At 67.4% G+C, this 20,369-nt stretch carries 14 protein-coding genes; 8 read left to right on the top strand and 6 right to left on the bottom strand.

Annotated features, from left to right (window positions below; all coding sequences use genetic code 11):
• Together PARJ55_RS0117895 and PARJ55_RS0117890 are read right to left on the bottom strand one after the other, a co-directional pair.
• Window positions 1-6,306: a type I polyketide synthase gene (locus PARJ55_RS0117895; protein ID WP_028714268.1), complete on the bottom strand. Its 6,306-nt coding sequence runs from the start codon at window positions 6,304-6,306 to the stop codon at window positions 1-3.
• Between the two features lie 100 nt (window positions 6,307-6,406).
• Window positions 6,407-7,831 carry a hypothetical protein gene (locus PARJ55_RS0117890; RefSeq protein ID WP_028714267.1) on the bottom strand — a complete coding sequence of 475 codons (1,425 nt, stop codon included), beginning with the start codon at window positions 7,829-7,831 and terminating at the stop codon, window positions 6,407-6,409.
• Window positions 7,832-7,949: 118 nt separating this feature from the next.
• Here PARJ55_RS0117890 and PARJ55_RS0117885 point away from each other — a divergent pair, with 118 nt between their 5' ends.
• Window positions 7,950-8,723 carry a WecB/TagA/CpsF family glycosyltransferase gene (locus tag PARJ55_RS0117885; RefSeq protein WP_028714266.1) on the top strand — a complete coding sequence of 258 codons (774 nt, stop codon included), beginning with the start codon at window positions 7,950-7,952 and terminating at the stop codon, window positions 8,721-8,723.
• A 61-nt stretch (window positions 8,724-8,784) separates the two neighbouring features.
• Here the strand turns inward: PARJ55_RS0117885 and PARJ55_RS0117880 are convergent, their stop codons facing one another.
• The 3 genes from PARJ55_RS0117880 to PARJ55_RS0117870 all read right to left on the bottom strand — a co-directional run bounded on the left by PARJ55_RS0117880 (window position 8,785) and on the right by PARJ55_RS0117870 (window position 13,730).
• Window positions 8,785-10,482 (bottom strand): calcium-binding protein, encoded by a 1,698-nt coding sequence (locus PARJ55_RS0117880; RefSeq protein WP_028714265.1) that lies wholly within the window; start codon window positions 10,480-10,482, stop codon window positions 8,785-8,787.
• Between the two features lie 177 nt (window positions 10,483-10,659).
• Window positions 10,660-12,591, bottom strand: coding sequence for a Hint domain-containing protein (locus tag PARJ55_RS0117875; protein WP_028714264.1), 1,932 nt, complete (start codon window positions 12,589-12,591; stop codon window positions 10,660-10,662).
• Window positions 12,592-12,788: 197 nt separating this feature from the next.
• On the bottom strand, window positions 12,789-13,730 hold the full coding sequence (locus tag PARJ55_RS0117870; protein ID WP_028714263.1) for a LysR family transcriptional regulator: 942 nt from the start codon (window positions 13,728-13,730) through the stop codon (window positions 12,789-12,791).
• A gap of 106 nt (window positions 13,731-13,836) precedes the next feature.
• On the opposite strand from PARJ55_RS0117870, the gene PARJ55_RS0117865 reads away from it, so the two are divergent.
• Genes PARJ55_RS0117865 through PARJ55_RS22480 form a run of 6 tightly spaced genes read left to right on the top strand, consistent with a single transcriptional unit; the run spans window position 13,837 to window position 18,977 of the window.
• Window positions 13,837-14,979 carry a CaiB/BaiF CoA-transferase family protein gene (locus tag PARJ55_RS0117865; RefSeq protein ID WP_028714262.1) on the top strand — a complete coding sequence of 381 codons (1,143 nt, stop codon included), beginning with the start codon at window positions 13,837-13,839 and terminating at the stop codon, window positions 14,977-14,979.
• Complete coding sequence (locus PARJ55_RS0117860; protein WP_036698386.1) at window positions 14,979-15,932, top strand: hydroxymethylglutaryl-CoA lyase; 954 nt, start codon at window positions 14,979-14,981, stop codon at window positions 15,930-15,932. The genes PARJ55_RS0117865 and PARJ55_RS0117860 overlap by 1 nt, the downstream gene beginning before the upstream one ends.
• A gap of 31 nt (window positions 15,933-15,963) precedes the next feature.
• Window positions 15,964-16,956, top strand: a complete 993-nt coding sequence (dctP, locus tag PARJ55_RS0117855) for a TRAP transporter substrate-binding protein DctP (RefSeq protein ID WP_028714260.1) — start codon at window positions 15,964-15,966, stop codon at window positions 16,954-16,956.
• Entirely contained in the window at window positions 16,953-17,489 is a 537-nt protein-coding gene (locus PARJ55_RS22485) for a TRAP transporter small permease (RefSeq protein WP_051416340.1), read from the top strand. Before dctP ends, PARJ55_RS22485 begins: the two co-directional genes overlap by 4 nt.
• Complete coding sequence (locus PARJ55_RS0117845; RefSeq protein WP_028714259.1) at window positions 17,486-18,772, top strand: TRAP transporter large permease; 1,287 nt, start codon at window positions 17,486-17,488, stop codon at window positions 18,770-18,772. Before PARJ55_RS22485 ends, PARJ55_RS0117845 begins: the two co-directional genes overlap by 4 nt.
• A 10-nt stretch (window positions 18,773-18,782) precedes the next feature.
• On the top strand, window positions 18,783-18,977 hold the full coding sequence (locus tag PARJ55_RS22480) for a hypothetical protein (RefSeq protein WP_028717064.1): 195 nt from the start codon (window positions 18,783-18,785) through the stop codon (window positions 18,975-18,977).
• 97 nt (window positions 18,978-19,074) lie between these two features.
• Here PARJ55_RS22480 and PARJ55_RS22475 read toward each other — a convergent pair whose 3' ends face one another.
• Window positions 19,075-19,560 (bottom strand): Lrp/AsnC family transcriptional regulator, encoded by a 486-nt coding sequence (locus tag PARJ55_RS22475; protein ID WP_036714446.1) that lies wholly within the window; start codon window positions 19,558-19,560, stop codon window positions 19,075-19,077.
• A 126-nt stretch (window positions 19,561-19,686) separates the two neighbouring features.
• Here PARJ55_RS22475 and PARJ55_RS0117830 point away from each other — a divergent pair.
• Window positions 19,687-20,369, top strand: a 683-nt coding sequence (locus PARJ55_RS0117830) for a 4-hydroxyphenylpyruvate dioxygenase family protein (RefSeq protein ID WP_028714258.1), incomplete at its 3' end; no start/stop codon positions are given.

The raw sequence follows: 20,369 nt of genomic DNA, 5'->3' as shown, positions 1-20,369 counted from the left end.
TCACTCCGCCGCCTTGATCCCGGCCGGGGCGTCCATCTCGGCATCGGCCTCGCGCAGGATTTCGCGCAGGACCGAAGACAGGCGGCGCACATTCGGCTCCAGCACCATCGAATCGTGATCGCCCGGCACTTCGATCACCCGCAGATTGGGCATCCAGGGCGACCAGCCATTGTCCTCGATGACGTAATCCCGGCCGGAATTGATCCAGCGCCCGCCGGTCACCTTCCAGCGCCGGTCGAGCGGCGGCCGGAACATCGCCACCGGCCCGTCCCAGACCGAAAGCCGCATCTTCGGCAGCGCCGCGAGGAAGGCGGCCTCGATGGCCAGGTCGTGGAAGGCGCCGGTTGCCTCGGCCGAAACCTCGGCCTCGACCGCCTTGGCCTTGCTGCGGCGCTGGAATTCATAGGCCACGCGGTCGCGCAGCCATTTCCAGACGAAGCCCGGCCCGCCCTCGCGCAGCTCGCCCAGGCGGATCGCCAGCCGGTCCTTGCGGCTGACCGGCTCGCGCAGCGGCAGCGGCGTGTCGAGCATGACCAGCATCGCCACCTCCTCGCCCGCCGCGCGCAACTGCCGCGCCATCTCATAGGCGGTCAGCCCGCCGCCCGAGAAACCGCCGATCAGATAGGGGCCGGCCGGCTGAATCTGGCGCAGTTCCTCGATATAGTCGCGGGCGGCTTCGGTGAAATCCTCATGCGGCTTGTCGTCGCCCAAGAGGCCGCGCGCCTGGATGCCCCAGAAACGGCGGTCCGGCCCCAGCCGCTGCGCCAGCTGCCGCAGGTTCATGATATTGCCGAACATGCCGGCGACCATGAAGAAGGGCGTGCCCTCGCCCCGCCCGCCCATATCGACGAGGAAGCGGAAGCGCGGCCGGGCCGAAACCGGCAGCTCGCGCACGTTGTCGGGCGAGACCAGCTCGCGCGGGCCGGTGCGCTCCTCGACCAGTGCGGCCAATTCGGCGATGGTTGGCGCCTCAAACAGGGTCGAGATCGGCAGGTCCACGCCGAAAGCCTTGCGCAGCTGGCCGAACATGCGCACCGCGATCAGCGAATGGCCGCCAAGGTCGAAGAAGCTGTCGGCGGCGCCGACCTGGGCGATGCCCAGGAGCTCGGACCAGATCGCCGCCAGTTCCGCCTGGATGCCCGGCGCCGGTTCGACGAAATCGCTGTCGAGGTCGGGGCGCTCGAAGCCGCCCTCGGCGGGCGCGGCATCCTCGACCACCCCCGCCTCGGCAATCAGCGCCGGCAGGTCCAGCGACGAGACATAGACCTGAGAAAGCCCGGTCGAGATGGCGCGGCTGAGCATCGCCGGGCCGATGGCGGCCGGGATGCCCTGGCTGATATTGTGATGCAAGCGCCGCTCGGCCGGGGACAGGCTGCGCGCCGGCTGCACCCGCGCCTGCGGCGTGGCGGAAATCGCCGCCGCCAGCTTGCGCAGGGCGAAGCCCTTGATCTCGGCGCAGACCGTGCCGTCCGCCGCGGCCAGCGTGATGTCGAATTGCGCCATGCCCTGCGCGTCGCTGTTGTCGCCGGCATTGCGGATGTGGCTGATGACCTGCGCCGGCAAGGGCGCATAAAGCCGAATCGCGCGATAGCCCATCGGCACCCAGAGATTGCCGGGCGTCCAGCCCTTGATCAATTCCATCGCCCAGCCGGTGGCGATGTCCAGAAGCGCCGGATGCGTCAGCCATTCCCCGGCCTCGGCGGCATATTCCGGCGGCAGCGACAGTTCCGCCACCCCCTCGTCGCCGGCAATGCGATAGCGGCGCAGCACCTGCCAGCGCGGGCCGAACACCATCTGGCCTTCCTGCGCCGAGGCGATCGCCGCGCCCTGTCCGTCCCGGTCCCAGCCGCCGGCGATCCGCAGCGCCTCGGGCGCCGCCTCGTGCAGGCCGGCGACCAGGGCCGAGACGTTCGGCTCTCCCTGCGGGTCGTCGAGGATCTCGACGCGCATCGCATCGCCTTCGGGCAGGACGCGGGTGCTGACCAGCGCGGTATCGGAAACCAGCACCGGGCGGCGGAATTCCAGGTCGCGGATCACCAGCGGCAGGCTCAGCCCGCATTCCAGCGCGGCTTCCGAGATCAGCTCGATCCAGCCGGTTCCGGGCATCAGCGCCTGGCCTTGCGCGGTCTTGTGGCCGCCGATGATCCAGTCCTGCATCTTCAGCGCGGTGCGGAACTCGCGCCCGCCTGGCATGGGCAGGCTTTCGTCCAAGAGCGGCCGGCCCTGCGGCACGGCGACGGCGGACGCGGTGTCCAGCCCCATGGCCCGCGCCGCCATGCCGGCATCGGCCCAGACGCCCCAGTTGACCGCGACCACCCGGCCCAGCGCCTGCGGCGCGCTGCGCGCCACCGCGTTCAGATATTCGTTGGCGGCGACGTAATCCGCCTGCCCCGCCGGCGCGATCACCGAGGAGGTCGAGGAGAACAGCACCGTCAGCTTGGCGGGATTGTCCGCCAGCGCCTCGATCAGCGCGCGGGTGCCCAACAGCTTCGGCGCCAGCACGTCCCAGGCATCGTCGTCGGTCTTGGCGGCGATCAGGCTGTCGCGGATCACACCGGCGGCATGCAGCACCACGTCGAGGCTGCCGAAACGCGCCTTGGTCTCGGCCACGGCGCGGGCCATGTCCTCGGGGCTGGTCACGTCAGCGCGGATCGCCAGCACCTCGGCCCCCAGCGATTCCAGCTGGCGGACCGAGGCGGTGACGGCGGGCGAATCCACCCGGCCGCGCGTGGTCAGCGCCAGTTTCGCGCCGCCGCGCTGCGCCAGCTCGCGGGCGATGGCCTGGCCGATGCCGCCGAAGCCGCCGGTGATCAGGCAGGCCGCGCCCTGCGGGATGGCGGCCATGCCGTCATCGGCCAGCGCAACCTTTTCAAGGCTTTGCTCAAAGCGGCGCCCGTCGCGCCATGCGGCGACGGCGGCGCCCGAAGGGGCCAGCGCCTCCTCCAGCAGGTTGGCGGCCAGCGCGTCCAGGCCGCCCTTCGCCGGCAGGCGGATGTCCACCAGACGGGCCGAGACGTTCGGCATCTCATGCGGCATGACGCGGATCGGCCCTGCTGCCGTGGCCTTTTCCGGCACCGGCGCCGGTTCTTCGGCGACGCGCAGCGCGTCGTTGCAGACCGCGATCACCTCCAGCTTCGCGTCGGGCAGTTCGGCGCCGATGGCCTGCGCCAGATGCAGCAGGCCGAAGAAGCCGCGTTCCAGCTGGCTGTTGAGCAGGCTGGAGCCGGGGCGGAACTTCGCCCCCTGCGTCACCGACCAGAGATGCAGGATGCGGTCGGGCACCATCTCCTGCCCGGCCAGTGCGGCCAGCAGCATCTCATAGCCCTCGCGGTCGGATTCGACCGGCAGCAGGAAGCGACCGTCGCCACCCGCAACCGTCTTGTCGGCGAAGGTATCGCCCACCTCGACCACCGCGACGCGCTGGCCGCGGGCCCGCAGCCCCTCGGACACGCGCTCGGCAAGGCCCAGATCGTCGGCAAAGACCAGCCAGTTCCGCTGGCCCCGCGCGACCGGCCCCTGCGGCCCGATCTCGATATTCGGCGAGGCCAGCTTCCAGGCCGGGCGCCAGCCCCATTCCGCCGGCTCCTCGATCCGCGCCAGTTCTTCGGCAGTCTCCGCCGCGGCATTGGCCGAACGCTCGATGAAATAGCGCTTGCGCTGGAAGGCATAGCCCGGCAGCGACAGGCGCCGGCGCCGGGCACCGCCCCAGACCTGATCCCAGTCGATCTGCCCGCCGCAGGCCCAGAACCGCGCCAGCGCAGCCATGAAATAGCTGTCATCGCCGGTGGCATGGTCGCGGTGGCGCAGGGTCGAGATCACCTGGTTGGCGGCGACCGCCGGATGCGCCTTGGTCATGGCCTGCATGGCCCGGCCCGGCCCGACCTCGACGAACACCCGCCCCGGCACCTGCGCCAGATGCGCGATGCCGTCGGCAAAGCGCACGGTGCCGCGCAGATGCGCGACCCAGTAGTCGGGACTGGTCGCCTCGGCCGCGGTCAAGGGCTGGCCCGAGCGGTTCGAGATGATCGGGATCTGCGGCGCGTTCAGCCGGATCGAGGCGAGATAGGCGCGGAATTCGCCCAGCACCGGCTCCAGCAGCCGCGAATGCGCGGCGATGGAGATGGCGATGCGCTGGCATTCCACCTCTTGCGCCGCCATGCGCGCGGCAAAGCGGTCCAGCGCCGCATCGGGCCCCGAGACCACCGACAGGCCCGGCCCGTTCACCGCCGCCAGGTCCAGTTCCAGCGCCTCAAGCTCGGCGGCGAACTCCTCGGGCGGCAGCGGCACCGACAGCATGCCGCCCGCCGGCACCCGGTCCATCAGCAGCCCGCGCAGGCGCACCAGGCCGATGCAATCCTCGAAGCTCATCACCCCGGCGATGCAGGCGGCGGTGTTCTCGCCCATGGAATGGCCGATCAGCGCCGCGGGCGTCACACCCCAGCTGATCCACAGCTGCGCCAGCGCGTATTCGGTGATCATCAGCAGCGGCAGTTGCAGCGAGGGCTGCAGAAGCCGCCGGTCGGCCTCGGCCTCCTGCCCCGGTTCGGGCAACCAGAGCGCGCGCAGGTCGGTGCCATGAGCCTGCGCCACGTGGTCGAGGCCGCGGTCCATCCATTCGCGGAACACCGGCTCGGTCTGGTAGAGCCCGCGCGCCATGCCGGCATATTGCGCGCCGCCGCCGGGCAGCATGAACACCGCCTCGGCCGGATCGCCCACCGGCTGGTGATCGAAGACCAGCAGCGGATCGGGCTCGGCCAGAAGCCGCGCCGCCTCGGCCGCCGTCTCGGCCACCAGCACGCGGCGGCGGTCGAACTGCCGCCGGCCCTGGGTCAGGGTAAAGGACAGGTCGGCCATGTCCACGCCCGGATTGGCCTGCAGCCAGCCCGCCAGCGCCGCCGAATTGGCATCCAGCGCCGCCTTGCTGCGGCCCGACACGGCGATGATGTGGAAAGGCCAGTCGGACTCGCCCGAAGCCTCGGCCGCCGGCGGCTGCTCAAGGATCACATGCGCATTGGTGCCGCCGACGCCCAGCGAGTTCACCCCGGCGCGGCGCGGCCCCGGCACCGGCCAGTCCGACAGCCGGTCGTTGACCTGGAACGGCCCGCCCTCGAAGTCGATGGCGGGGTTGGGCGCTTCGTAGTTCAGGCTGGGTGGGATCTTGCCGTGATGCACCGCCAGGGCCGATTTGATCAGCCCGGCGCTGCCCGCCGCGGTGTCCAGATGGCCGATATTGGTCTTGACCGAGCCGATGCGGCACGGCCCCTGCCGCCCCCCTTCCGAGACGCGCGCATAGGCCTGGTTCAGCGCCGCCACCTCGATCGGGTCGCCCAGCGCGGTGCCGGTGCCGTGGCATTCGACATAGCCGATGCTGTCCGAGGAGACCCCGGCCATCACCAGCGCCTCGGCCACCGCCTGCGCCTGGCCCTCGACGCTGGGGGCCAGGTAGCCGGCCTTGGCGGCGCCGTCATTGTTGATGGCCGAGCCCTTGATGACCGCCCAGATGTGGTCGCCGTCGGCCAGCGCATCACGCAGCCGGCGCAGCGCCACCACCGCCGCGCCGCTGCCGAACACCGTGCCCTGCGCGCGATGGTCGAAAGCATGGCAATGGCCGTCGGGCGACAGGATCTCGTTCTCCTTGTAGAGATAGCCCAGGCCATGCGGCAGCTCGATGGTCACGCCGCCGGCCAGCGCCATGTCGCATTCGCCCGATTGCAGCGACTGGCAGGCCATGTGGATCGCCACCAGCGAGGTCGAGCAGGCCGTCTGCACGTTGACCGACGGCCCCTTCAGGTCGAAGACATGGCTGACGCGGGTAGACAGGAAGTCCTTGTCGTTGCCGGTATGGCGCAGCAGGAAATGCCCGACGCCATCGACCAGATCGCGGTTCGAGCAGACGTTCCAGTAGTAATAGCTGCCCGCGCCGCAGCCGGCCCAGACGCCGATATTGCCGGCGAAACGCTCGGGCACATGCGCGGCATCCTCCAGCGCGTGCCAGCAGGTTTCCAGGAACTTGCGGTGCTGCGGGTCCATGATCGCCGCTTCCTTGGGCGAAAGCCCGAAGAATTCGGCATCGAATTCGTCGAACTGGTCCAGCACCGCTGCCGAGGCGACATAGCTCGGGTCCGAGAGCCGTGCCCGCGACTCGCCCCGCGCCAGCAGTTCGGCCTGCGGGACGCGCTGGATCGATTCGACCCCACGGCACAGGTTGTCCCAGTATTCAGCGACGCCCGCGGCCCCGGGCAGCTGGGCCGCCATGCCGACGATCGCGATATCGGTGTCCTCAACGACGGTCTTGTCGAAGGCCATGGCGATGCCTCTTTCAACTCGTGGAATGCCCTTGTGGGCGGCAATGACTTAACAACTGGCGCGCGTGTCCGGCATAGCGAATCCGGCGCCCGGCACCAACCTATAAAACCGTCTGGATGCCTGCCTTTTTAGGCAGAATCCGCTCGGCAGCCGGGGAATCGCCCGCCTCTGCGACCCCCTGCCGCAGGCGGTGGGCATTGCCCAGCAGCGCGCCGGCCGTCAGCCAGCTCAGCGGGGTCAGCGTGGCGTTCGGGATCAGGTCCAGCAGATTCATCGCCAGCATCAGCGACAGGGTCCCCAGCACCACCAGCTCGCGCTCGCGCGGGGGGCGGCGGCCGCCGGGCATCGCCCGCAGCAGGGCGAAGATCGGCGTCAGGAGCAGCAGGAAATAGGCCATGTAGCCGAAGATGCCGCGCGCGCCCACCCAGATCACCCATTGCCCGTCCGGGATCGAGGCCAGCCGGCCGCTATAGGGATCGTAGAACAGCGGCCGGCCCCAGCCGCCCCAGCCGAACAGCGGCCGCTCCATGGCGCGCTCCAGCAGCGCCTCTTCGTTCATGAGCCGGAATTCCAGCGACCGTCCCCGCTCGGGCGAAACGGACATGGCCGTGTCCACGATGCCCTGCAGCGGCATCCAGGAGGTGGTGCGCAGCGTCGGATAGGCAAAGGCGACGCTGGCGACCAGGGCGGCCACCAGCACCATCATGCGCGGCCGCGCGAAGGCCACCAGCGGCGCCGCCATGAAGGCCTGCATCAGCGCGCCGGCCGATTTGCACAGCACCACCACGCAGCCCAGATAGGCCGCGATCAGCAGGTTGCGCCGCGTGCGGTCGTTGCGCGCGATGGCGATGGCCGACAGGAAGGCGGTCATGGTCATCAGCGCCACCCAGAGCGGATGTTCCAGGAACACGATGGGCCGATAGCCGCCGTAACGGATGGTCTGGATGAAATCGTGCTGGAAATAGCCATAGACCCAGACATTGATCTGCGGGCTCAGCCGCAGCTCGATCAGCATCGGGACAGTATAGCACAGCACCCCCAGCACCAGGCAGCGGATCCAGAGCTCGGCCCCCTTGGCGTTCCACAACAGCCTGTAGCCCAGAAGAAAGGGCAGCAGCTGGATCAGCTGCAGGATCAGGTCGGCAAAGCCCTGGCTGATCGACATGGCCGGGCGATAGTTGACGCCGTCGATCAGCGGATCGGGATTGGTCACCGCCGTCATGATGGGCGAGACGCAGTTCATCGCCAGAAGCAGCATCACCCACGGGCCCAGCGGCGGCGGCGCCGGCTCGTCCCGGGCGCGGTCCTTGGTGACGAAATAGACCATGGCGGCGGCGGCCAGGGCCGGGATCATGTGCTTGTTCAGGCCGGGAAAGGCGGGCAGGTCGATCTCGACCAGCTGCGGCAAGAGCAGATAGCCGGCAAAGATCGACCAGATCAGCGCCCGCGCCCGCTCCATGCGCTGGAACAGCACCGCGACCACCAGCGGCCAGGTCAACAGCACCAGAAAGGCCAATACGGGCATGGCCCTGACTCCCGTCTCGCGGCGCGGCCGCCTTTTCGATCCACGGCGGGGAAGGACGTTGCAATCCCCTCGCCATCAACACATCCTGCCGCGGATTCCAGCCGGACCGAGGCATATCATGCATTTCAGCTTTCCCGACGGCAATGCCGTCCGGATCAATTGTCGGGATTCTTCCGCCCTGCTGGCCGCGGTGCGGCAGCGGCTTCAGGACGGGCAGGGCTTCGCCATCGCCACGATCAACGTCGATCACCTGCAAAGGCTGCGCGAGGACGCCGCTTTCCGCCGCGCCTATGCCGCGCATGACCTGATCTGCGCCGACGGCAACCCCGTGGTCTGGCTGTCGCGCATCGCCGGGCGGCCGGTGGCGCTGGCGCCGGGCTCGGACCTGGTGCTGCCGCTGGCGGCCGAGGCGGCGCGGGCCGGCCTGCCCGTGGCGCTGATCGGCAGCAGCGACGAATCGCTGGCGCTGGCCGCGCAGAGCATGCAGGCCGCCGTTCCGGGGCTGCGGGTGGCGCTGACCCATGCGCCGGGCTTTCCCTTCGACCCGATGGGCGAGGAAGCGGCCGCGATCATCGAGCGCATCCGCGCTTCGGGCGCGCGGCTGTGCTTCCTGGCGCTTGGCGCGCCGCGGCAAGAGCTGTTCGCCATCCGCGCCCGGGACAGGCTGGGCGATGTCGGCTTCGCCTCGATCGGGGCCGGGCTCGACTTCCTGTCCGGCCACCAGCGGCGGGCGCCGGAACTGCTGCGCCGGATCAAGCTGGAATGGCTGTGGCGGATGCTGTCGAACCCGCGCCGGCTGTTCCTGCGCTATGCGAAGGGCTTCGCCATCCTGCCGGGGCATGTGCGCCGGGCGCTGGCGATCCGGGCCGAGGACAACAAGACGGGGAAGTAACGGCGCCCGCCCGCAGCGACGCAGACGCGCCCTTCGCTCGGTGCGCCGGCGGGCGCTGCGCTCAGTGCCAGTCGAACTGCAGGCTGTCGGCCAGGCTCAGCGCCTGCAGCGGCTCCGGTCCGTCCTGCTGCGCCTGCTGGAGATAGGCGTCCAGCAGGGCGCGGGGGTTCCAGCCGCCGGAATGCGACCCCTCGTCCAGCACGGAACCGGCCTTGTCGCCGCCCTGCCCCAGCCAGCCCAGATGCCGCAGCACCGCGGCGCCAGGATCGGCCGCATCGCCCAGTTCGCCGTCCAGCGGCGCGACGAGGACCGCCGACGCGGCGCCCTCCTCGGCCGAAGCCGTGCGCACCGCCTGCGCCGAGACCTGCCCGCTCTGGCCCGTGGTCAGCGGAATGCCCATCTGGTTCAGCATGGCGCGGGTCAGCGTGGCGGCATTCACCCCCTCCAGGATCAGCCGCTCGCCGTTCGGAAAGCTCAGCACGGCGCTGCTGCCCTGCGCCGAGACCCGCACGTCGTTCACATCGACCAGATTGCCCTGCGCATCATGCAGGCCGCTGACGTCCAGCCGGTCGCCGGGCCGCAGCATGTTGCCGCCGGCGTCGCGCACGTCGCCGACCTGGAAGGCGCGGACGGTGTCCACGCCGAAACCGTCGCGCAGGATCAGCACGTCGCGCGACGAATCCGGCAGGACCGAGGCGCCGTTCGAGGCGAAGATGTCCTCGAACATCGAGATGAAGTCGTTGCCGCGGCCGCCGTCGATGGTATCGGCGCCGGCACCGCCCTCGATGGTGTCCCGCCCGGCGCTGCCGGTGATGCGGTCATCGCCCCAGCGGGTGTTGATATGGATGCCCTGCGCGTTCAGGCCGATATTGGCCGTGGCGGCCGTCACCGTGTCGCGCCCCTCATGGGTCCAGAACAGCTCGAACTCGCTGAAGACCAAGGTGCCGTTGCCCTGCGGATAGCTGGCATTGCCGGCGCTGCGGCTGGTGAACACGACATTGACGCCGACGGTGTTCTCGGCATTGCCCTTGGCCCACATGTTCAGCAGGTCGTAGCCGGCGCCCCCGACCAGCGTGTCGTGGCCGATGTTCTGGATCGGCGCCATGCCGCCGTTATTGCCCCAGCGCACATTGTCGTCGCCGGCGCCGGCATGGCCATAGTCATTGCCCTGCGAAGGCATCAGCAGGTCGTTGCCGTTGCCGCCGAAGATGGTGTCGTTGCCATTGCCGCCGTCGAGGACGTCGTCGCCCGGGCCGCCATGCACGTAATCGTTGCCGCCGCCGCTGTTGATCGTCACGCCATGCGCCGGCGTATGGTTCACGCCGGTGCCGCGCGCGGCGTTCAGCGGCGCGCCCTGGGCGCTGATCCAGTCATTGCCGTTGCCGGTCTGCAGCCGCTCGATGCCCCAGAAGTTCAGCCGGTTGCCGAAGGCATCGGTGGCGAAGCCGTTCTCGCTGGTGTTGAAGGTGACGCGGAACCCGGCCAGCCCGGCCAGATGCAGCCGGTCGCCGCCCGAGAGGTCGCCATAGGGATTGGCGTCATAGCGTTCCTCGGCAAGCCCGCCGTAATAGAGGTCCAGGCCGCCGGTCGCGTTGGGATTCTGTTCCCAGATCAGCGTATCCGCGCCGGGCCCGCCATGCACCGAGTCGTTGCCATGGCCGCCGTTCAGGGTATCGCGCCCGGCCAATCCGTTGATCGTGTCGCGGCCCACGGTTCCGCGCAGGCTGTCATTGCCCGCTGTCCCAGTAATCACGGCCATGTCTGTCCCCAATTCGATGTCGTTGGGGATAGGCTTTGAAGAAAGAACAGCAGGACACCCCGCCCGAATCGCCTATCCGGGGCGGATTAGATTAAATTGACTGAAGCCAAGGCACCTGTCCTTTTGGACAGTTCAACCCCGGTTTTTACGCTGCGTTTTCACCTTTCGGTTGATATTTTATCCATTCAGGGCCTTTCGGTTCCGCGCATGGCGCTGCGCAAGCTGACGCGCCTTCGCACCCGGAATCAGCGGCCGCGCCGCCTCGGCCGGGCTGTCGCGAAGGGCGGGAAACAGCGCCAGGATCTCGTCCCGCGCCGCCTTGCCGACCGCCTTCAGCGCCTCGGCGCCGGTATAGAGCGACTCGGTCTCGGCACCGTTCGACAGCACGATCTCGTGCCGGTCGAACAGGATGTGGAAATACTCGACCGCCTCGGCCTCGACCTGCTCGATGCCCTCGATCGCCAGCAATTGCTTGGCCGCGACCAGGACCTCGGCGCAGCCGAACATGCGCTGCGCGATGGCCGAGCGGACCAGGATGCGGTGCTGCGGCGAGACCGTCAGGTCCAGGGCCGGCACCCCCCGCCCCAGCGCCCCGGCGCGGATGCGGATCGGCCGCAGCCGCGGCGCCGCCGCCAGATCGACCGCATCCAGCGCCCGCCGCCCGATCCAGCGAATCGGCTGCAACCCATGGTCGCGGGTCTGCACCAGATCGCCCACCCGCAGTTGTTCAACCGCGACGGCGCCGCGATCCGTCTGGATCAGCGTGCTGCGGCAGAAGCAGGGAATGCCGATTTCGCGCAGCTTCTCGCGGGTCAGCTGGGCCGGATCGACATCGTGCAGGACCAGGCTTTCGCCGTTCGGGAACATCAGCTTCGCATGGGTTCCGAAGGCGTCGGCAAAGGGGATCACGGTCACGTCGTCCAGATCGACCGGATTGCCATCGGCATCGTGCAGATCGCTGACGTCCAGCCGATCCATCGGGATCGGGTTGCCCCATTCGTCCAGCCCGGCCTCGATGGTGAAGGCGCGCACGGTGTCGTTGCCGAACCCGTCGCGCAGCACCAGCAGGTCCGCCCCGTCATCCGGCGCGGCATGGGCGGCAAACAGGTCGGCCGCCATCGAGATCAGGTCGTCGCCGGCCCCCGCGTCGATCGTGTCCGAGCCGAAACCGCCCTCGATCGTGTCATTGCCGGCGCTGCCGAGGATCAGGTCGTCGCCCCAGGCGGTATAGACGCGGAACCCGTCCACCCCCGCCGCCGAGCCGTCCACCGTGTCGTTGCCGTTGCCGGTCAGCAGGTTCTGGAACTCGTAGAACTCCAGATGCCCGGTTGCGGCCGGGCCGGTGGCATCGACGGTGCCGCTGTCCGAGGTGGTCAGCGCCATGCGCACGCCATTGCCGGCAGTGTCGTGCTGCCAGGCGTTCAGCGTGTTGTAGCCCTCGCCGCCATAGAACAGGTCGTTGCCGACGGGACCGTCGTAATGGCCGTCGCCCCAGCGGATGCCGTCATTGCCGCCCTCGCCATAGACGGTGTCGTCCCCCGGCCCCGCCTCGATGACGTCGTCGCCGTCGCCGCCATGGATCAGATCGTCGCCGACCCCGGCATGGATGTAATCCGCAGCCGCGCTGCCGATGACGGTGTCGTCGCCGCCGCCGGTATAGGCCCGGATGCCGACCCCGTCGGTGATCGTCGCGCCCGAGGCGTCGATGGAATCGGCGCCCCCGCCGGAAACCAGCCGCTCGAACCCGTCGAATGCCAGGCTGTTGCCATAGGCGTCCTGGGCCTGGCCGGATTGCGCGCTGTCGAACTGCACGGTGAAGCCGCCCAGCCCGCTGCCGCCATGACCGAGGTTCAGCGTGTCGCCGCCCGCATGGGTATAGGGGCTGGGATCGAAATCCTCGCCGCCGCTGCCGCCGTGATAGACGTCATGGACGCCGGAGGCATCCGCATCCTCGTCCCAGAACAGCAGGTCGCGGCCTTCGCCGCCATCGACCGTGTCGCTGCCCGGCCCGCCGTTGAGCGTGTCATGGCCCGCACCGCCTTCGATGAAGTCGTCTTCGGCCGTTCCGAGGAGGCTGTCGTCGCCTGCGGTTCCGGGAATCGTCGCCATGAAAAGACCTCCGCTGAAATCGTTACCCATACGCAAAAGGCCGCTGCACAATGCGGCCGAATCGGCAGATTCATGCCGATTTAACCCGCTTGGCGGGCCCGAGTTCAGCTGTGCTTTTGGGCAGGTCCGGGCGGTGTTGCCCAGGCTATCGTCTGTTCGAGAATGCTGGCAGCAATGATTTTCTGCGACATGTTAAGTTACGCAGAGCTCATCAGACGTTCACCGGGCCAACGCCCCGCAGCCACAGCATCAACCAGAGTTGTCGAGATGAGCTTGCGCATCTCGTCATCCACCCGGCGCCGCGGACGGTTTGCCGGGACGACCAGATAAAGCGTCCGGGTCAGCTCGGGATCCTTGATCCTGCGCGCGTGGAGGCTGCCCTTGGCAAGATCCTCCGCCACCGTTGCGCGTGCGAGAATCGAACAGCCCAGCCCCGCCCGCATCGCCTGGATCAGCGCGCTGAGGGATTCGATCTCAAGCTGCGGATGGGGGGTGATCTGGCGGCGCAAGAACTGGCTGTGCACGATCGAACGCGAGGACCGGACCAGGTTCAGCGCCAGCACCTTCCCCTGAGGCAGGTCGTCGAAGGAAATCGGAGCATCCTGGGATCCGATCATCTGCGGAAGGCCGACAAGATAAAGATGTTCGTTCAGGATCGGCAGGGCGTTGAACCGGCTGTCCTCGGGCGGCTGATAGGCCACGGCCAGGTCGACCTCGCCCCGCAGCATCATCGCCAGCAGGTTGCCGCTGACGCTTTCGACGATGGTCAGGTGGATACCCGGCAGCCGTTCGGCCGCCTTCTGCATGATCGTCAGGGCCGCAACCTCGGTCGCCGTATGACAGAGACCCAGCACGAACGGTCCCACCGCCTGTTCGGTGAAGTCGCGCACGTCCGCTTCCGCGCGCTCCAGCGCGGCAAGGATCACCTGCGCATGCTCATGAAGCCGCTCGCCCGCCGGGGTAAGGGCGACACCGCGCGGGCGGCGGTTGAAAAGGCGCACGCCCAGCTGCGCCTCGAGCTCGGCCATGTGATGGCTCAGCGCGGATTGCGCAACGCCCAGATCCTGGGCGGCATGGCCAATGACCCCGATGCGGGCGATATGCTCGAAATACCGAAGCTGGCGCAGGCTCAGCGGCATTCATGCTCATCCATCTGTTTTACAGATATCGTGGATCTGTATCTTCTATTTGTCCGATGCCTTGATGCTTGGCAACCTCCGTGCACAGAGAAACGGGAGGAAATCGATGAATCTGCCTTTGGACGGCATCCGCGTCGTCGAGATGAGCCATATGGTCATGGGCCCGTCCTGTGGGATGTTCCTGGCCTTCCTGGGGGCCGAGGTGATCAAGGTCGAGCCGCCCGAGGGCGACAAGACTCGCAATCTGACCGGCATGGGCGCCGGTTTCTTTCCCACCTTCAACCGCGGCAAGAAGTCGGTGGTCCTGGACATAAAGCAGCCCGAAGGCCGCGCCGATCTCGAGCAGCTTCTGAACTCGGCCGATGTCTTCGTCGAGAATTTCCGCACCGAGAGCCTGGCGAAGATGGGCCTCGACCCCGAAAGCCTGCACAAACGCTTCCCGCGCTTGATCGTCGCGTCCTGCAAGGGCTTCTTGGAAGGGCCCTACGAAAACCGCGCCGCCATGGACGAGCTGGTGCAGATGATGACCGGCATGGCCTACATGACCGGGCCGACAGGACGGCCGCTGCGGATCGGCTCTTCGGCCAACGACATCATGGGCGGGCTTTTCGCCGCGTATGGCGTTCTGGGTCAGATCATCCGGCGCGGCCGGGATGGCAAGGGCAGCGTCGTGCGCGCGGGCCTGTTCGAGAACTGCCTGCTATTGGTGGCGCAGCACATGGTGCAATTCGACATCGAAGGCACCGAAAGCCCGCCGATGCCGGAGCGCATATTCTCGTGGCCGGTCTATGACATCTTCCAGACTCGCGACGGCCGCCAGATCTTCATGGGCGCGGTGACCGAGACGCAATGGACGGCGCTTTGCCATGTGCTGGGGCTAGAGGATCTGCTGTCTGACCCGCGGCTTCAGACCCGCCCTGACCAGATTGCCGCGCGGGACTGGACCTTGCCCATCGTGGCGCAGGCCGTCGCCAGCCGCGACTTCGGCGATCTCCTGGCCGCTTGCGAGGCCGCGGCCTTGCTGTGCTCGCCGATCGCCCGGCCGGCCGAGATGTATGACGATCCGCATGTCACGCGTCCCGGCGGGCTGATTCATTCGCGCTATGCCGACAAGAAGGATTTCCGCGCCCCGGGCCTGCCCTTCTCGGTCGATGGCGCGGCGCCGGTGCCGGCCAACGCCGATCTGCCGTCGATCGGCCAACACACGGCCGAGATCCTGTCGTCCCTGCCGCAGATGGAGAAGGCGTAATGGTCAGCGATGTGAAGCGAGTCTATCCCGCCGGGCAGCTGATCCTGCGCGAGGTCGGGCTGCGCGACGGCCTGCAGCTGACCAAGGGCTTTCCCTCGACGGAAGCCAAGGCCGAATGGATCCGGCGCGAACATGCTGCGGGCGTGAGGCATTTCGAGGTCGGATCCTTCCTTCCCGCCAGCCGTTTCCCGCAATTTGCCGACGTGCGCGCATTGACCGAACTGGTCAACGGGCTGGGCGCCCATGCGCTGGGGCTGGCGCTGAACGAGCGCGGCGCCCGCGACGCGCTGGCCGCCGGGGTCAGCGAACTGACCATGGTGCTGTCCGCGACCGAAGCGCACAATATGGCCAATGCCCGCCGTCCGCGCGAGCAATCCCTGGCCGAGATCGCCGACATCGTGCGGCTGCGCGACGAGGCGGGTTCGGCGACATTGGTCAATGTGGGCATCGCCATGGCGACCGGCTGTTCGCTGTCGGGGGCGGTCGATCCCGCCGAGGTCGAGCGGCTGGCCGAGCTCTGCCTGAATGCGGGCGTCGACCTGGTCGGCATCGCGGATACCGTGGGCTATGGAGGGCCGCGCCAGATCGCCGACCTGTGCCGCCGCATGACCGCGCTGATGGGCAAGCGGCCCTATGTCGTGCATCTGCACGACACACGCGGCATGGGCCTTGCCAATGCGCTGGCGGCCCATGATGCCGGGGCGCGGGTCTTCGATGCCTCGCTGGGGGGGCTGGGTGGCTGTCCCTTCGCACCCGGCGCGACCGGAAATGTGGTTTTCGAGGATCTGGTTTATCTGTTCGAAACCGCGGGCATCCGCACCGGCATCGACCTGGAGGAGGTCATCGCCATCCGCGAGATCCTGGCGCGCGAAATGCCCGAAGAACAGCTTCACGGCGCCCTGGCGCAAGCCGGCCCGCCCAAGGAGATGAAATGGCAGGCCGAGGCGGCCTGATCCGACAACGATCACGGGGAGGAGGAACCCAATGCCCGCACGAACCATTCTGGCCAGCACGACGCTGCTGGTCCTGACCACGCTTCCGGCGATGGCAGCGACGCCGATCCGTTGCAGCCATCAGTTGCCGCCGCAGCACGAGGTGGCGAAAGTCATCGAACGCTGGGCCGCCGAGGTCGAGACGCTGTCGGAGGGCGACCTCGATGTTCAGCTGTTCGGCGCCAACGCTCTGGCGAAACCCGAGGAGAACATTCCCTCCGTCGCCAAGGGCAGCTTTGAATGCGCCTTCTCGGTCAACTTCCAGTGGGGCAAGACCCTGCCCGCCATGAACGTGACGCTGCGCCCCTATGCCTTCAGCGATCCCGAGATCTGGCGCAATTGGCCGGATTCCGAACCCGCCGCCTATCTGGAAGGGCTGATGGAGGAAAAACGGCTGAAGAACATTGCCTGGCTGTTTCAGACCCGGATGAGCGTCTTCACCTCGAAGGGCAAGCCGCTGACCGCGCCCGCCGACTTCCGGGGCATCAAGATCCGCGGTCTGAACCCGGCCTTTGACACCGGCCTGACGGCCATGGGAGCGGCAACCAGTTCGATGCCGGGGTCCGAAGTCTACCAGGCGCTGTCCACCGGTGTCATCGACGCTGCCCTTACCGACGTGGCCGCTGCCTATGCTCGCAAATATTACGAGGTCCAGGACCATATGACGGTGACGCCCATCATATCGGTCTTCTTCAACGGCTACATGAACCAGCGCTTTTACGAGGGCCTGACCGATGCGCAGCGTGCGGCCCTGGACGAGGCCGGCAGGAAGGCCGCGGTCTGGGCGGTCGAGGAAGGGCTGGCGGCCGAAGAAGCCGCGCCGGGTCTTCTGGAAGCCGAAGGCGTGACGCTGCATGTTGCGACCGCCGAGGAGAACGAAGCCCTGCGTGCCGTGATGCAGCCCGCCTTCGATCAGGCTTTCATCAAGGAAGGCGGCGAGTCCGTCACGGAACTGCTGAAGCTGGTCGACAGGATGGTGCAATGACGGTGACGCATCCGGCCAAACGACAAGGCCTGAGAGGCGAAGGGGTCGGATCGCTCTGGTCCTTCCTGACCTGGCCCATCCATACGCTTGCGGCGGTCTCGGCGGCGCTGGTGGCGGTGGGTTTCGCGGCCGTAGTGATCGCGGTCTTTTATCGCTACCTGCTGGGTGCGCCGTTGAACGGCGTGGATGAGCTGACCGGCTATCTGGTCGTCGCCATCACCTCTTGCGGGTTGGGCAGCGCGCTGCTCCTGGACCAGCATATCGGGGTCGATATCCTGACCGCCTCGGCTGGTCGCGGCGCCAAGCGCGGGCTCGAGATCTGGGCATCGCTCTGCGTGCTCGTCTGCGCGGCAATACTTGCCTCCTCGGCCTGGCATACCGTCCTGTTCAACCGCGACTTCGGCACCTATTCCACCGGCCCGCTGGAGATCCCGATCTGGTGGGCGCAGGCGCCGATGGTTCCCGGCGCCGTCGTCCTGGGACTTGCGGCGCTGATGCGGTTGCTGCGCACCATGCAGGAGAAAACGAAATGACCGGACTGCTCATCGTCATCGGGCTGATCGCGCTGCTGCTGTCGGGCATTCCGATCTTCGCCGCCCTGCTGCTGACCGGATCGGCGGTGCTGTTCCTGGCCGAGGGCTCGGTCGAAAGCGTGGCCGACACGGTTTTCGCACATCTCAATTCGCCCGTGTTGCTGACCATCCCGCTGTTCATCCTGATGGCGCAGCTGATGATCCGGTCCGGCGCGGTCGACGACCTGTTCCAGATGGCCAACACGCTGATCGGCCATGTAAAGGGCGGCATCGGTGTGGCGACCATCCTCAGCTGCACGATCTTCGCCGCGATCTCGGGATCGTCGGTCGCGACCGCCGTTTCCATCGGCCAGACAGCGATCCCGCAGATGAAGCGATACGGCTTTCCCGAACGCAGCGCGCTTGGGCTGGTGGCGGCGGGCGGCACGCTCGGCATCCTGATCCCGCCCTCGGGGCCGATGATCCTCTATGCGGTGGTGGCCAACGCCTCGATCGGGGCGCTGTTCCTGGCAGGGATCATTCCCGGCCTGCTTCTGGCCCTGGTCTTCGCGGTCTTCTGCCTGATCAGCGCCCGCCGGTCCGGCCGGATCGACCAGGCGCCCTTCCCCGGCTGGCTGTCGGTGTGGCGCGCCATGCACAAGTCGATCTGGGCGCTGCTGATGCCTCCGGTAGTGATGGGCGGGATCTATTTCGGTATCTTCACGGCGACCGAGGCCGCTGCCATCGGCTGCCTTTACGCACTGCTGGTCGGGATATTGGCCTATCGCAATCTGGGCTTGCGCAATCTGGGCCTTTGCCTGCGCGACACGGTGCTGACCTCGCTGATGGTCTTCGCCATCATCGCGGGCGCGGCGGTCTTCGGCAATGCGATCACCATCCTTCGCCTGCCGAACCAGGTCTCCGAACTGATCATTGCGCTGAACCTGACGCCCACGCTGTTCATCCTCGTGGTCATGGCGATGATCTTTGTGATGGGGATGTTTCTGGAAAGCATCGCCATTATCCTGATCACCACGCCGATCCTGTTGCCCTCGATGATCGCGCTGAACATCGACCCGATCTGGTATGGCGTCTTGCTGATGATCAATCTGGAACTGGCGATGATCACCCCGCCGGTGGGCATGAACCTTTTCGTCATCAAGGGCATCACCGGCAGCCCGCTCTCGACGGTGATCCGCGGCGCGGCGCCCTTCGTGCTGCTGATGATTGGCGGCATCCTCACGATCATGGCGGTGCCCGAGCTGGCGACATGGTTGCCGCGCGTCGCCGGCTACAAGTTCTGAGGACAGCGGGATGAGCCTCTACAGGCTGAATGACCGCCGGCCCCGGCTGCCGGCCGGGGGCAACTACTGGATCGCGCCGTCTGCCACGGTGGTGGGGGATGTCGCGCCCGGCCCCGAGGTCGGCATCTGGTCCGGCGCGGTCCTGCGCGGCGACAACGAACCGATCTTGGTGGGCGCGCGCACCACATCCAGGAACACGCGATGATCCATGCCGATCCAGGTTTTCCGGCCACCATCGGCAGCGAGCTATGTGGCGGACTGGCGGCGCTTCGCAACCGGCCTCGCCGAGATCTGAGCTCGCATCAGCCTGGATCGGACGTCGCGACCAGACCGGGCGCGACGCCCTTTTCGTCCTTGAGCGTCCTGAGCACGATCTCGGAGCGCACCTGGGCGACCTGCGGCTGCGGCAGCAGGTGGCGATGGATGAAATCCGAAAACGCCTCCAGATCGCGGACCCTGACGTCGAGCACGTAATCCGCGTCGCCGGACACCGAAAAGGCCGAGCGGATCTGCGGATGCGCGGCGACGAAACGGGCGAAATCGTCGTCTTTCCGCTGGCCGTGGCTGGACAGGTTCACCCGGATGATGGCGCGCAGCCCATAGCCGAGCCTGGCCGCATTGAGCCGTGCCGAATAGCCTTCGATGACACCGGCCTGTTCAAGCGCCGCCCGCCTGCGCGAGCATTGCGAGGGCGACAGGTTCACCAGCTCGGACAGGGCGGCATTGGTCATCGCGCCATCGGCCTGCAATGCAACAAGTATCGCGATGTCAAAGCTATCAAGATTCATTTCGCGCAAGAATCCAGCTCAATATGCTTATCTCATGCGAATATGGCGTGGATTCCGCAAAATTTGCAACCCCTTTGCAGCGACATTGTGTCACATTCCTGCACATGGAGCGAACAGGAGGAAATTATGGGACCGTTCCCGCATGACGCCCCCAAAGCCACGATCAGCGCCGGCAATCCCGCCGGGACCGACGGGTTCGAATTCGTCGAATTCGCCCATCCGCAGCCCGGGGTGCTGGATCGCATCTTTCGCCAGATGGGCTTCGTCCCGGTGGCGAAGCACAAGCGCAAGGACATCACGCTCTATCGCCAGGGCGACATCAACTATCTGCTGAATGCCGACCCGGACAGCCATGCGGCGGGTTTCGTCAAGGACCACGGCCCCTGCGCCCCCGCCATGGCCTGGCGCGTGGTCGATGCGCAGGTGGCGCTGAAGCGGGCGCTGGACCTGGGCGCCGAGGAATATACCGGGGCGGGCAAATCCATCGACGCGCCGGCGGTCTACGGCATCGGCGGCTCGCTGCTCTATTTCATCGACCGCTACGGCGATGCCGGCAGCGCCTATGATGCGGACTATGACTGGCTGGCCGAACCGAACCCGCGCCCCGAGGGCTTCGGCTTCTACTATCTCGACCACCTGACCCACAATGTCATCCGCGGCAACATGGACACCTGGTACAAGTTCTACCACGACACGTTCAATTTCCGCGAGATCAAGTATTTCGACATCAAGGGCAAGCAGACCGGCCTGGTCAGCCGGGCGCTGACCTCGCCCGACGGCAAGATCCGCATCCCGATCAACGAATCCAC

Origin of the sequence: Paracoccus sp. J55, assembly GCF_000513975.1 — a bacterium.
Taxonomy (GTDB): domain Bacteria; phylum Pseudomonadota; class Alphaproteobacteria; order Rhodobacterales; family Rhodobacteraceae; genus Paracoccus.
This window is presented reverse-complemented; position numbering and strand designations above follow the sequence as displayed.